Source organism: Cupriavidus agavae, from assembly GCF_004217045.1.
Lineage (GTDB): Bacteria > Pseudomonadota > Gammaproteobacteria > Burkholderiales > Burkholderiaceae > Cupriavidus > Cupriavidus agavae.
This window is the reverse complement of record NZ_SGXM01000001.1, coordinates 2310911-2323939: the sequence shown is the minus strand read 5'-3', so window position 1 is coordinate 2323939 and position 13029 is coordinate 2310911. Positions and strand designations below refer to the sequence as shown.

The window sequence follows — 13029 nt, the reverse complement described above, 5'->3', positions numbered from 1 at the left end:
GGGTGTGTGCTAACTTGTTCGCAGCCTTGCACGTGAGGCCTTGCGTTCCAAGATCGTTCTGGCGAGGTCCTTCTCCGCCGGAGCAGAACGGTCGTTTATCAATGCGTCCTTGATGGCATCCTCTGCGGCCTTGGCAATGTCCGCATGGCTCAATCCTTGCGCCATATCAGCCAATTTTGCCCACTGAATCCTGGGGGCTTTGAACGAGGCGAGCCGATGTTTGAGCATCGCCACTGCTTGATCCGAACTCGGTAACGAATACTCCAGCACGTCATCGAAACGACGGAACAGTGCGTAGTCTAAAATCTCGGGATGATTGGTTGCAGCAACAAACAGGCTGCTCGAATGATCCAGATCAAGCAACTGCAGAAAGCTGTTGAGCACGCGCCTAATTTCACCGACGTCGTTGCTCAGCCCACGTTGGGATCCTATGGCGTCGAACTCATCAAAGAAGTAAACGCCGCGTACTTGAGCTGCCGCATCAAAGACTTGTCGCAGCTTGGCTGCAGTTTCGCCCATGAACTTGGTGATAAGGCCGTCAAGACGTACCGAAAACAACGGTATGCCCAACTCTGCTGCCAAAACCGAGGCGGTCATCGTTTTGCCCGTACCCGGCGGGCCAACAAGCAAAAGCTTGCGTCGTGGCGTCAATCCATATCGCGCAAGCTTTGAATGATTTCGTTGTTCCTGAACAGTGCGAGCGAGCTTTTCGCGAACGCTGCTTTCGATCACAAGGTCACCCATTCGGGTTCGCGGGTATTCAGCTGTCAGAATTGTGCCGAGTTCGCCTTTAGGGCGGCGCAGGGGAATAGCTCGGCCAACACCATGTGGCGTGTCTTGCTTTGACCGCTCCTTGCCTTCCTCTACAAGACTCAACAGTTCTTGCGCTAGCTTCGCGTGACCTTGGCGAGCTTGGCTCGCTGCAAGTTGCATGGCTATGGAGTAGAACTGCTCGTCGTCTCCACGAACATGCGAGTGCAACAAAGCCTTCAGCGAGTCTGCGGCTGCCATGGTTTCCCCCTAACAAACTAAGTCTACCGGAACTCCCGAGGCGGCCATATAGGAGCGAGGGAGGGAGCACCACGTCAGGCGCTACCGTTGGCGGCCGTTGACACTTCGTTGACAGCCGCCCAAAGCAAAAAGGGGTTAGCTTGCGCTAACCCCTTGGAAATACTGGTGGCGAATCAGGGATTCGAACCCCGGACCTGCGGATTATGATTCCGTCGCTCTAACCGACTGAGCTAATTCGCCAACGAAGACCGCAATTATACCTGTGGATCGCGGGCTGTCAACACCTTTGTGACAACTTTCTGCAAGCTTCGGCAGGGGCCGGCCGGCTGCCAAAAAAAATGGCAGACCCGAGGGTCTGCCTGGAAGGAGCGGCTGGCCGGTTGGCCAGCCATCCTGAGCGAGGGTTACCGGTCCCTCCGATAAGGCTTTGAGCCGTGGGACATTCAGTCGTTCGCGTAGATGTCCACGTCCTTGGTCTCGCGCACGAACAGCGCGCCGATCACGAAGGTGATCGCGGCGATCACGATCGGGTACCAGAGGCCGTAGTAGATGTTGCCGTTCTGGGCCACCAGCGCGAACGAGATGGTCGGGAGCAGGCCGCCGAACCAGCCGTTGCCGATGTGGTACGGCAGGGACATCGACGAGTAGCGGATGCGGGTCGGGAACATTTCCACCAGCATGGCCGCGATTGGCCCGTACACCATCGTGACGTAGATCACCAGGATGACCAGGATCACCAGCACCATGATCGTGTTCATCTGGGCCGGGTCCGCCTTGGTCGGGTAGCCGTGCGAGGTCATCTCGCCGCTGACTGCCTTCTTGAAGTCGGCGATCTGCTTCTTGCTGGCGTCGTCGAAGGCACCGCCGGTCACGTTGGCGTCGAACGCCTTGATCTCCTTGTCGCCGATCTTGACCGAGGCCACCGTACCGGCCGGCGCTTCGATCACCTCGTAGCTGGCCGATGCCTGGGCCAGCGTGCGCTTGACGATGTCGCACGAGCTGCGGAAGTCGATCTCGCGGGCAATCGGGCTACCCTGGAACGAGCAGGTCTTCGGGTCAGCCGTCACCACGATCTGGGCCGACTGCTGGGCACGTTCCAGCGCCGGGTTGGCGTAGTGCGTCAGCGCCTTGAACAGCGGGAAGTAGGTCAGCACGGCCAGCGCGCAGCCCAGCATGATGATCCACTTGCGGCCAACCTTGTCCGACAGCGAGCCGAAGAAGATGAAGAACGGCGTGCCGATCACCAGGGCGCCGGCGATCAGCAGGTTGGCCGTCTTGGCATCCACCTTGAGCACCTGCGTCAGGAAGAACAGCGCGTAGAACTGGCCCGTGTACCAGACCACGGCCTGGCCGGCGGTCAGGCCCACCAGCGCCAGGATCACGATCTTCAGGTTGCGCCATTGGCCGAATGCCTCGGACAGCGGCGCCTTCGAGGTCTTGCCCTCGGCCTTCATCTTCTGGAAGGCCGGCGATTCGCTCATGGACAGGCGGATGTACACCGACATGGCCAGCAGCAGGATCGAGAGCAGGAACGGGATGCGCCAGCCCCAGACGTCGAACGCCGGGCCGGTCAGTTCGCGGCACAGCAGGATCACGATCAGCGACAGGAACAGGCCCATCGTGGCCGTGGTCTGGATCCACGCCGTGTAGGCGCCGCGCTTGCCGTGCGGTGCGTGCTCGGCCACGTAGGTGGCGGCACCGCCGTACTCGCCGCCGAGCGCCAGGCCCTGCAGCATGCGCAGCAGGATCAGGATGATCGGGGCGGCCCAGCCGATGGTGGCGTAGCCGGGCAGCAGGCCGACAATGAACGTCGACACGCCCATGATCAGGATGGTGACCAGGAAGGTGTACTTGCGGCCGATCATGTCGCCGAGGCGGCCGAACACCAGCGCGCCGAATGGCCGCACGATGAAGCCCGCGGCAAACGCCAGCAGCGCGAAGATGAAGGCCGAGGTCGGGTCCAGCCCCGCGAAGAACTGCTTGGCGATGATGGCCGCCAGCGAACCGTACAGATAGAAGTCGTACCACTCGAACACCGTGCCGAGGGAAGACGCCAGAATGACCTTGCGTTCTTCCTTCGTCATCGGCGCATTGCTGGCGGACGGGACCGTCCCCACGTTTTGCGCGTTTGCCATTTGTTATCTCCTCCGTTTGACGTCGTTCCGTCGAAATGGTCCCCGGCGCCAGGTCCGTGCATGAGCGCGTGCCGGCCTGTTCACCAAAGTTGGAAGGATTGTGGGAGGCGAAACTTACTGCGTTCTGACAGAACTTCGGCAAACGTCGCCGAAAGCGTCGGGGTATACGCTACTCGGGCGCCGCGCGGTGCAGGCCGGCGGTTTTGCTGCGGCGCGGGGCGGTATGCCGTGGATCGGCGCGCGGGGCGCCCCGCAGCGCGGCGGCGGGCCCTCTTGCTGCGCAGCATCGCGTGGCGCGGTTGGCGAAAACCCCTACGGCACGGGCCGCGCGCCGGCGCCGGACGTGTCAGGAACCGGCGGGGACGGTGTTGCCGGCGCGGCGGGATGGGCCTCGGCCCCGATCCGCTCGCGCTCGTGCAGTTCGTCGTCGGCCCGGTTCATGCGCCAGGCGTACAGCGCGGCCATCAGTACATAGAGGATCAGCGCGCCCTGGGCGCCCATCCAGTACGAGAACGGCCAGCCCAGGAAGTCGAAGCGCAGCTCGCGTGCGAACCAGCTCACGCCGAACGTCATCACGAACCACACGGCCACCAGCGCGCCGATCCAGCGCACGTTGTGGCGCCATGCGCGCCGCTCCAGCGGCGTCATCCGGTCACGTGGCGGCCGTCTCATGCCGGGGTGTCTTCCGTGGGCGTGCGGCGCAGCGTGATGCGCAGCCGCGCCCCCGCCAGCCGCGGCGACTGCTGGTAGACGTGGTCGTCGATCTTCACCTCGCCGCCGTGCTGCTGCACGATCTCGCGCACGATGGCCAGCCCCAGGCCGCTGCCATCGGTGTTGGTGCCCAGCACGCGGTAGAAGCGCTCCATCACGCGTTCTCTCTCGGCCGGGGCAATGCCGGGGCCGGTGTCTTCCACATCGAGATAGGCGAACGGCTCGAACGCGTCGCTGGCCACGCGCACCGTGGCGTGGCCGCCGGACGGCGTGTAGCGGATGGCGTTGTCGAGCAGGTTGTTCAGCATCTCGGTCAGCATCAGCCGGTTGCCGGTGATCAGCACCGGGTGGTCGTCGGCCTCCAGACCGAGGTCGATGCGGCGCGACCACGCCTGCGGCAGCCAGTCCTTGACCACGTCGCGCGCCAGCGCGGAGAGGTCCAGCGGCACCATGCCGCCCGCGCCGGCCAGGTTCTCCATGCGCGCCAGCGACAGCAACTGCGTGACCAGGTGCGCCGTGCGCTCCGAACTGCCGGCGATCTGCGCCAGCGAGCGGCGCAACTCCTCGGGCGACTGCTCGCGCTGCGCCAGCTCGGCCTGCATGCGCAGCCCCGCCAGCGGCGTCTTCATCTGGTGCGCGGCATCGGCGATGAAGCGCTTCTGTGTCTGCACCGACTGGTCGAGCTGCGCCAGCAGGCCGTTGAATGACGCCACCAGCGGCGTGATTTCCTGCGGCGCGGCGCGCTCGTCGATGGGGCTCGTGTCGCCGGGATTGCGGGCGCGGATGCGTTGCTGGATGGCGGTCAGCGGCGCCAGCCCGCGCGACAGGCCGAACCAGACCAGCACCACGGCCAGCGGCAGGATCACGAACTGGGGCAGGATCACGCCCTTGATGATCTCGTTGGCCAGCCGGGCGCGCTTGTCGAGCGTCTCGGCCACCTGGATCAGCACGTGCTGCGGGCCGCCCACGTTCTTGAGGTCGACATAGGTATAGGCCACGCGCACGTCGTTGCCGCCCACGCGGTCGTCGCGCAGCGACACCAGCCCCGCGTGGCCCTGTTCGTCCTCGGGCGGCAGCGGCAGGTCGTGGTCGCCGGCCACGTACTCGCCGCGCCGGCCCACCACCTGGTAATAGACGTTGTCGGTCTCGTCGGCGCGCAGGATCTCGCGCGCCGAGAGCGGCAGTTGCAGCGTCACGCGGCCGTTCACCTCGCGCACCTGCTGCGACAGCACGATGGCGCTCGATTCCAGCGCGCGGTCGAACGGGCCGTTGGCGATCGATTTCGCCACCAGGTACGTGACCGCGATGCTCATCGGCCAGAGCAGCAGCAACGGCGCCAGCATCCAGTCGAGGATCTCGCCGAACAGCGAGCGCGGCGCGGGATGCGCCGAGGTTTCTTCGAGGTGGGGCAGGGCATCGGCCAGCGCCGCGTCATCGGCGGCGGCGTCGGCCAGCGTGGGGCGGGCCGTGTCCGACGCGCGCGCGGCGGCTGGCTGGCGCCGCCAGGGCAGTCGCAGGAGGCTCATGGACGCAAGGCGCCGGCCCCGTCAGCCATGCGCGGCCAGCGCCGGCTGGAATTTTTCGAGGCAGTAGCCCAGCCCGCGCACGGTGGCAATGCGGATGCCGCCCACCTCGATCTTCTTGCGCAGCCGGTGCACGTAGACTTCGATCGCGTTGTTGCTGACTTCCTCGCCCCATTCGCAGAGGTGATCCACCAGTTGCTCCTTCGACACCAGCCGGCCGCTGCGCGTGAGCAGGATCTCCAGCAGGCCGATCTCGCGCGCCGAGAGATCGAGCATCTGGTCGTTGAGATAGGCGATGCGGCCTACCTGGTCGAACGCCAGCGGCCCGTGGCGCATCAGCGTGGCCCCGCCGCCGGCGCCGCGCCGCACCAGGGCGCGCACGCGCGCCTCCAGTTCGGAAAGCGCGAACGGCTTGGCCATGTAGTCGTCGGCGCCCAGATCGAGCCCCTTGACGCGCTCGTCCACGCCATCGGCGGCGGTCAGGATCAGTACCGGCAGCATGGCGCCGCGCGTGCGCAGGCGCTTGAGCACTTCGAGGCCGGGCATGCGGGGCAGGCCCAGATCGAGGATCAGCAGGTCGAAATTCTGCGTGGAAAGTGCCGAATCCGCCTCCACGCCATTGGCGACGTGGTCCACCGCATAGCCAGACTGGCGTAGCGACCGCGTCAGGCCATCGGCCAGTACATCGTCATCTTCGGCGATCAGAATCCGCATGGTTGTCTCCACCCTTGTGCAGCTTTTATGGCCTGGCATCGCCGGCCGCCGGCTGCGGTACCGGTGGGGCTTGCCAAGCATACTGTTTTTTTATACAGTACCCGACATTCCGCGCAGGTGGCCGAAAGGGACTCGCGCAGGGCCGGGCAGGGCGCCGAAAACTTCGAAATCCTCCGAAAACAATCGGAAAAGTCTTGAAAATCAGGCGCCGCGCCGCATGCGGCCTATTTATACACCAATTGCTACCCATTGAACTGAAGGACGACCATGGACGACAAGAAGGCCGGCGCCGGCGTGAGCGCTGAGAAGCAGAAGGCGCTTGCCGCCGCGCTCTCCCAGATCGAGAAGCAGTTCGGCAAGGGCTCGATCATGCGCCTGGGCGACGGCGACGTCGAACAGGACATCCAGGTGGTGTCCACCGGCTCGCTGGGCCTGGACATCGCGCTCGGCGTCGGCGGCCTGCCGCGCGGCCGGGTGGTCGAGATCTACGGCCCGGAATCGTCGGGCAAGACCACGCTGACGCTGCAGGTCGTGGCCGAGATGCAGAAGCTTGGCGGCACCTGCGCGTTCATCGACGCGGAACATGCGCTGGACGTCCAGTACGCGGGCAAGCTCGGCGTGGACGTCGGCAACCTGCTGATCTCGCAGCCGGATACCGGCGAGCAGGCGCTGGAAATCACCGACGCGCTGGTGCGCTCGGGCTCGATCGACCTGATCGTGATCGACTCGGTGGCCGCACTGGTGCCGAAGGCCGAAATCGAGGGCGAAATGGGCGACTCGCTGCCCGGCCTGCAGGCCCGCCTGATGAGCCAGGCGCTGCGCAAGCTGACCGGCACCATCAAGCGCACCAACTGCCTGGTGATCTTCATCAACCAGATCCGCATGAAGATCGGTGTGATGTTTGGTTCACCTGAAACGACGACCGGCGGTAATGCGCTGAAGTTCTACGCCTCGGTGCGCCTGGACATCCGCCGTATCGGCTCGATCAAGAAGGGCGACGAGGTCATCGGCAACGAAACCAAGGTCAAGGTGGTCAAGAACAAGGTTTCGCCGCCGTTCCGCGAAGCGTTCTTCGACATCCTGTATGGCCAGGGCATTTCGCGCCAGGGTGAAATCATCGACCTGGGCGTGGACGCCAAGATCGTCGAGAAGTCGGGCGCCTGGTACAGCTACAACGGCGAGAAGATTGGCCAGGGCAAGGACAACGCGCGCGAATACCTGCGCGAGAATCCCGACATCGCCAACGAGATCGAGAACAAGGTCCGTGCCGCGCTGGGCGTGGCGCTGACCAACGGCGCCACGGCGCCGGCCGAGGTGGAAGGCTGAGCCGTCCCGGCCTTGCAAACCTGACCCGGTAGAAAAAGCCGTCGCATGATCGTGCGGCGGCTTTTTTGTTTCTGATCGCCTGCCTCGTATTTTCGCCATGCCCCGCCCCCCGCTCTCCCTGAAGGCCCGCGCCGTCGGCTATCTCTCGCGCCGCGAGCACAGCCGTGCCGAACTGGCGCGCAAGCTGGCGCCGCACGCGGAATCGGCCGAGCAGGTGGAGACGCTGCTCGATGCGCTGGAGCGCGAGAACTGGCTGTCCAATGACCGTTTCGTCGATAGCCTCGTGCACCGGCGGGCCAGCCGCTATGGCGCGGCCCGCGTCATGCAGGAAGCGAAGACCCACCAACTTGGCGGCGAGCAACTGCGCGACCTGCAGGACCGGTTGCGCGACACCGAACTGGAACGCGCCACGGAGGTCTGGCGCAAACGCTTCGGCAGTCCGCCGGACACCCCCGAGGCCCGCGCGAAGCAGATCCGTTTCATGATGGCGCGCGGGTTTTCGCGCTCGGTCGTTGGCCGGATACTCAAAGGCGCCGAGGACGAGGGCGAATTCGACGGCGCCGACGAGTAGGCATCTGCATACCTGCGTACGCATAAGGGGTATTCGTGCGCTCGTCAAGGCAGTTGTCGTACCACTGGTGCAACGCAGCGGCAAATCGCGGCGGATGTCTGATGTCCTTGTGCAGCAAGGGTTTGCGGGCTTTGTCGATGCAACAATCGGCGCCAGACAGACTGTCGCGCAGGATGTTCCCGGTCGGAGCGGCGCGGCATGTTAAACTCCACGCGTTTTCCCGGCCATGGCGGCCGTCCGGTCTGTTGCCGGGCCGTCTGCCTTGTTGTCCGGCCATCTTCGCCGCGAATTTCGCCCCCATTTCCGCCACAACAGCCTGCCGCGTCAGCCCCTGGTGTCATGCCGCTTTCCCCCCCAGTCAACCGAGCCTTGCGTCATCGCCGTGCCATCACGGCCGAAGCGTATTTGCGGGAAGACGGCCTGTGGGACATCGAAGCGCGCCTGACCGACACCAAGCCGCGCGACATCGAGCTGGCCGGCAACCGCATCCGCCCCGAGGGCCAGCCGCTCCATGACCTGTGGCTGCGCGTCACGGTGGATCTGCGCCTGACCATCGTGGACGCCGAAGCGTGTTCCGATTGGGTGCCTTATCCGACACATTGCGACACGATCGGCCCGGCCTATCGCCAGTTGATCGGCCTGAACCTGATGAAGGGGTTCCGCAAGGCCGTGCGCGAGCGCCTGGGCGGCGTGGCCGGATGCAGCCACCTGACGGAGCTGGCCGGCGTGCTGCCGACCACCGCGATCCAGGCCTTTGCCGGCGACGTGTTCAAGATCCGCGACGGCGGCGATGATCCGAATCCGGAGCCGCCGATGCAGCTCCACGGCTGCCATGCCCTGCATTTCGAGGGCGAGGTGGTCCGCAAGTTTTACCCGCGCTGGTATGGTCACCAGCCGAAACCGCGAGCCGGCGCCACGGCGTCGTCCCCCCAGAGCGCGTCACGCGCCGATGCCACGGCATCGGGAGGGGGGGAGACCCCGGTCCACCGGCCCAACGGTACGTCGGGCTGACCGTCACGGTCTGCCCAAGGAACAGGCGCAAGCCCTTCGATTCCAATCTTTTCCCATCCCTTTACGCCTACCCGAAAGGAAACACGCATGAATATCCATGAGTACCAAGGCAAGGAAATCCTGCGCAAATACAATGTGCCGGTTCCGCGCGGCATCCCGGCTTTCTCGGTCGAAGAGGCCCTGAAGGCCGCTGAACAGCTCGGCGGCCCGGTGTGGGTCGTCAAGGCACAGATCCACGCAGGCGGCCGCGGCAAGGGCGGCGGCGTGAAGGTGGCCAAGAGCATCGAGGACGTCAAGACCTACGCCACGAACATCCTGGGCATGACCCTGGTGACGCACCAGACCGGTCCGGAAGGCAAGAAGGTCAACCGCCTGCTGATCGAAGAAGGCGCCGACATCAAGAAGGAACTGTACGTTTCGCTGGTGGTGGACCGCGTGTCGCAGAAGGTTGCCCTGATGGCATCGAGCGAAGGCGGCATGGACATCGAGGAAGTGGCTGCCCACAGCCCGGAAAAGATCCACACGCTGCTGGTGGACCCGGCTGAAGGCCTGAAGGATTCGGACGCCGACGACATCGCCCGCAAGATCGGCGTGCCCGACGCCAGCGTGCCGCAAGCCCGCCAGGCGCTGCAGGGCCTGTACAAGGCGTTCTGGGACACCGACGCCTCGCTGGCCGAAATCAACCCGCTGATCCTGACCGGCGACGGCAAGGTCATCGCGCTGGACGCCAAGTTCAACTTCGACTCCAACGCCCTGTTCCGTCACCCGGAAATCGTCGCGTACCGTGACCTGGACGAAGAAGACGCCAACGAAATCGAAGCCTCGAAGTTCGACCTGGCCTACATCTCGCTGGACGGCAACATCGGCTGCCTGGTGAACGGCGCCGGCCTGGCCATGGCCACGATGGACACCATCAAGCTGTTCGGCGGCGAGCCGGCCAACTTCCTGGACGTGGGCGGTGGCGCCACGACCGAGAAGGTGACCGAAGCCTTCAAGCTGATGCTCAAGAACCCGAACGTGGAAGCCATCCTGGTGAACATCTTCGGCGGCATCATGCGCTGCGACGTGATCGCCGAAGGCGTGATCTCGGCCTCGAAGGCTGTTCAGCTGGGCGTGCCGCTGGTCGTCCGCATGAAGGGCACGAACGAAGACCTGGGCAAGAAGATGCTGGCCGAATCCGGTCTGCCGATCATTTCGGCCGACACGATGGAAGAAGCCGCCCAGAAGGTCGTGGCCGCTGCCGCTGGCAAGTAAGGACAACTGCGTTGCCGCCGGGCCGACGTGAACGACGGGCCGGGCGGGGCGACTAAAAGGACTAGCAAATGAGCATTCTGATCAACAAGGATACGAAGGTCATCACCCAGGGCATCACCGGCAAGACCGGACAGTTCCACACCCGTGGCTGCCGTGACTATGCCAACGGCAAGAACGCGTTCGTTGCCGGCGTGAACCCGAAGAAGGCCGGCGAAGACTTCGAAGGCATTCCCATCTACGCCAGCGTCAAGGACGCCAAGGAGCAGACGGGCGCCACCGTGTCGGTGATCTACGTGCCGCCCGCCGGCGCTGCCGCCGCCATCTGGGAAGCCGTCGACGCCGACCTGGACCTCGTGGTCTGCATTACCGAAGGCATCCCCGTCCGCGACATGATGGAAGTCAAGGACAAGATGCGTAAGCAGAACAAGAAGACGCTGCTGCTGGGACCGAACTGCCCGGGCCTGATCACGCCGGACGAAATCAAGATCGGCATCATGCCGGGCCACATCCACCGCAAGGGCCGCATCGGCGTGGTGTCGCGCTCGGGCACGCTGACGTACGAAGCCGTGGGCCAGCTGACCGCGCTGGGCCTGGGCCAGTCGTCGGCTGTTGGTATCGGTGGCGACCCGATCAACGGTCTGAAGCACATCGACGTCATGAAGATGTTCAACGACGATCCGGATACGGACGCCGTGGTCATGATCGGTGAAATCGGTGGTCCGGACGAAGCCAACGCGGCTTACTGGATCAAGGAAAACATGAAGAAGCCGGTGGTTGGCTTCATCGCTGGCGTGACCGCGCCTCCGGGCAAGCGCATGGGCCACGCCGGCGCGCTGATCTCGGGCGGTGCCGATACGGCACAGGCCAAGCTGGAAATCATGGAATCCTGCGGTATCACGGTGACCAAGAACCCGTCGGAAATGGCCCGCCTGCTGAAGGCAATGCTGTAAGCCACTCCGGTGAAAGCCGTGGCCGCCGCGGCGCCCCGTTCCAGCGCGAACGGGGTGGCGCATCGGCCGCAAACATTGCCCCCGCCGTCACTGGCGGGGGCAATGTCGTTCTGGCGGCACCGATCCTAGGGTATTTCCCAACATTACAGCGCTGTAATTGAAACCGAATCGAAAGGTTCGTGCGATACATCTTCATGTCTGGTAGTTCAGACATCCGAATGCCCGCAGTTGCAACGGTTCCGCCACAGCCGGCGAGGCCGCCCAAGGGCACGGAACATAACTTTGAAATTCGAGGAGTCTTGCCGTGGAATTGTTGTCCAGCAGCACGTTCTGGCTTGCGCTGGGTTCGATCATCCTGACCAACATCGTCCTGTCGGGCGATAACGCCGTGGTGATCGCGCTCGCATCGCGCAACCTGCCCCCCGCCCAGCAGAAGAAGGCCATTTTCTGGGGCAGCGCCGCCGCCATCATCATGCGCGTGGTACTGACTGTGGCCGCAGTGAAACTGCTGAGCCTGCCGTACCTGAAGATCGTGGGTGCCATCCTGCTGGTCTACATCGGCGTGCAACTGCTGACCGGTGACGACGGCGAAGACGGCCATGACGCCAAGGACAATATCTGGGCCGCGATCCGCACCATCCTGATCGCCGACCTGGTCATGTCGCTCGACAACGTGGTGGCCGTGGCCGCCGCCGCCCAGAAGGGTCCGGAAGGCAGCCAGCTGATGCTGCTGATCATCGGCCTGGGCCTGTCGATCCCGCTGATCGTCTTCGGCAGCACGCTGCTGCTCAAGGTGATGGAGCGCTTCCCGATCATCATCGTGCTGGGCGCCGCGCTGCTGGGCTACCTGGCCGGCGAAATGCTGGTCAGCGATCCGGTGGACGCCGCCTGGTTCGAAGTGCACGTGCCGCACGCCCACCTGGTGTTCGGCATCGCCGGCGCGGTACTGGTGGTGCTGGTGGGCAAGCTGCTCCAGCGCCGCAACACGCAGACCGCCTGACGATTTCCCGCCCTGCGCGGGACAGTCAGCCAGCAAAACGGGCGACCCGATACGGTCGCCCGTTTTGCTTTCCGCGTCCAGCCCGGACACCGGTCCGCCCCGCCGGGTGCGGCTTCCAAACCACGGACTCCTGCGGTTTTCTAAACTTTTTGCGCAAGCCGGTCGGATTTGTCCGAGGTCAGATCGGGCGCGCGGCAGCCTGCCGATGATGACCCCCGTGCCACACAGGCACGCTTTCTTCCTACACAACCGAAAGGGGTCACCATGCAACACAAGCTCAACGCCATCCGCCGCGCCTGCCCGTCTTCGCGCAGGCCACTCGCTTCGCCCGCACGGCCGCGCCGCGCCGGCGGCTTCACGCTGATCGAACTGATGATCGTGGTGGCGATCATCGGCATCCTGGCCGGCATCGCCATTCCGCAGTACCAGGATTACGTGGCGCGTTCGCAGTTCTCCGAGGGTCTCAGCCTGGCGTCGGGCCAGAAGGCGGCGGTCACCGAAGCGTTCTCGTACAAGGGCATCTGCCCGTCCAACGCGAGCGGCGGGACTGACGGCATTCCCACCGCAACGTCGATCCAGGGCAGCTACGTGGCCGGCGTGGAGGTGGGCGGCACGGCCAGCGAGGCCGGCGGCTGCACGATCACGGCGAACTTCAAGGAGGCGGGGATCGCCAAGGGGCTGCTCGGCAAATACGTGAAACTGACGATGGGCAACGCCGACAAGGGCTCGGTCACGTGGGCCTGCCAGTCGTCGGCGGACAAGAAGTTCCTTCCGCAGGTCTGCGCCCAGGTTGCCGTGACACCGGCCGGCAAGTGAGCGGGGT

The 13029-nt window shown here is 64.6% G+C and carries 12 protein-coding genes and 1 tRNA gene; 7 read left to right on the top strand and 6 right to left on the bottom strand.

Features of this window, described 5'->3' with window-relative positions; all coding sequences use genetic code 11:
• Positions 1-9 precede the first annotated feature (9 nt).
• From EV147_RS10520 to EV147_RS10495, 6 genes are all read right to left on the bottom strand, one after another.
• Positions 10-1011, bottom strand: coding sequence for an AAA family ATPase (locus tag EV147_RS10520; protein ID WP_130391015.1), 1002 nt, complete (start codon positions 1009-1011; stop codon positions 10-12).
• A gap of 163 nt (positions 1012-1174) precedes the next feature.
• Positions 1175-1251 (bottom strand) — tRNA-Met (locus EV147_RS10515).
• A 203-nt stretch (positions 1252-1454) separates the two neighbouring features.
• Positions 1455-3146 (bottom strand): MFS transporter, encoded by a 1692-nt coding sequence (locus EV147_RS10510; RefSeq protein WP_130391014.1) that lies wholly within the window; start codon positions 3144-3146, stop codon positions 1455-1457.
• A 312-nt stretch (positions 3147-3458) separates the two neighbouring features.
• A complete protein-coding gene (locus tag EV147_RS10505; RefSeq protein WP_130391013.1) occupies positions 3459-3818 on the bottom strand; it encodes a DUF4212 domain-containing protein in 360 nt (119 codons plus the stop codon).
• On the bottom strand, positions 3815-5383 hold the full coding sequence (locus tag EV147_RS10500; RefSeq protein ID WP_130391012.1) for a sensor histidine kinase: 1569 nt from the start codon (positions 5381-5383) through the stop codon (positions 3815-3817). The genes EV147_RS10505 and EV147_RS10500 overlap by 4 nt, the downstream gene beginning before the upstream one ends.
• 21 nt (positions 5384-5404) lie before the next feature.
• Positions 5405-6094, bottom strand: a complete 690-nt coding sequence (locus tag EV147_RS10495; protein WP_130391011.1) for a response regulator — start codon at positions 6092-6094, stop codon at positions 5405-5407.
• A 267-nt stretch (positions 6095-6361) separates the two neighbouring features.
• Between EV147_RS10495 and recA the strand changes: the two genes are divergently transcribed.
• From recA to EV147_RS10460, 7 genes are all read left to right on the top strand, one after another.
• Positions 6362-7420, top strand: a complete 1059-nt coding sequence (gene recA / locus EV147_RS10490) for a recombinase RecA (protein WP_130391010.1) — start codon at positions 6362-6364, stop codon at positions 7418-7420.
• A 97-nt stretch (positions 7421-7517) separates the two neighbouring features.
• Positions 7518-7991: a recombination regulator RecX gene (recX, locus tag EV147_RS10485; protein ID WP_130391009.1), complete on the top strand. Its 474-nt coding sequence runs from the start codon at positions 7518-7520 to the stop codon at positions 7989-7991.
• A 339-nt stretch (positions 7992-8330) separates the two neighbouring features.
• Complete coding sequence (locus EV147_RS10480; RefSeq protein WP_130391008.1) at positions 8331-9002, top strand: DUF2889 domain-containing protein; 672 nt, start codon at positions 8331-8333, stop codon at positions 9000-9002.
• A gap of 87 nt (positions 9003-9089) precedes the next feature.
• Complete coding sequence (sucC, locus tag EV147_RS10475; RefSeq protein WP_130391007.1) at positions 9090-10256, top strand: ADP-forming succinate--CoA ligase subunit beta; 1167 nt, start codon at positions 9090-9092, stop codon at positions 10254-10256.
• Positions 10257-10324: 68 nt separating this feature from the next.
• A complete protein-coding gene (sucD, locus tag EV147_RS10470) occupies positions 10325-11206 on the top strand; it encodes a succinate--CoA ligase subunit alpha (protein ID WP_130391006.1) in 882 nt (293 codons plus the stop codon).
• A gap of 304 nt (positions 11207-11510) precedes the next feature.
• On the top strand, positions 11511-12206 hold the full coding sequence (locus EV147_RS10465) for a TerC family protein (protein ID WP_130391005.1): 696 nt from the start codon (positions 11511-11513) through the stop codon (positions 12204-12206).
• 264 nt (positions 12207-12470) lie between these two features.
• Positions 12471-13022 (top strand): pilin, encoded by a 552-nt coding sequence (locus tag EV147_RS10460; RefSeq protein ID WP_130391004.1) that lies wholly within the window; start codon positions 12471-12473, stop codon positions 13020-13022.
• Positions 13023-13029: the final 7 nt, after the last annotated feature.

Bases quoted from the DNA above. Each gene is read 5' to 3' on its own strand.
- EV147_RS10520 (WP_130391015.1), bottom strand. From the start codon at position 1,011: ATGGCAGCCGCAGACTCGCTGAAGGCTTTGTTGCACTCGCATGTTCGT.
- EV147_RS10480 (WP_130391008.1), top strand. From the start codon at position 8,331: ATGCCGCTTTCCCCCCCAGTCAACCGAGCCTTGCGTCATCGCCGTGCC.
- EV147_RS10510 (WP_130391014.1), bottom strand. From the start codon at position 3,146: ATGGCAAACGCGCAAAACGTGGGGACGGTCCCGTCCGCCAGCAATGCG.
- recX (WP_130391009.1), top strand. From the start codon at position 7,518: ATGCCCCGCCCCCCGCTCTCCCTGAAGGCCCGCGCCGTCGGCTATCTC.
- sucD (WP_130391006.1), top strand. From the start codon at position 10,325: ATGAGCATTCTGATCAACAAGGATACGAAGGTCATCACCCAGGGCATC.
- EV147_RS10495 (WP_130391011.1), bottom strand. From the start codon at position 6,094: ATGCGGATTCTGATCGCCGAAGATGACGATGTACTGGCCGATGGCCTG.
- EV147_RS10460 (WP_130391004.1), top strand. From the start codon at position 12,471: ATGCAACACAAGCTCAACGCCATCCGCCGCGCCTGCCCGTCTTCGCGC.
- recA (WP_130391010.1), top strand. From the start codon at position 6,362: ATGGACGACAAGAAGGCCGGCGCCGGCGTGAGCGCTGAGAAGCAGAAG.
- EV147_RS10505 (WP_130391013.1), bottom strand. From the start codon at position 3,818: ATGAGACGGCCGCCACGTGACCGGATGACGCCGCTGGAGCGGCGCGCA.
- EV147_RS10500 (WP_130391012.1), bottom strand. From the start codon at position 5,383: ATGAGCCTCCTGCGACTGCCCTGGCGGCGCCAGCCAGCCGCCGCGCGC.
- sucC (WP_130391007.1), top strand. From the start codon at position 9,090: ATGAATATCCATGAGTACCAAGGCAAGGAAATCCTGCGCAAATACAAT.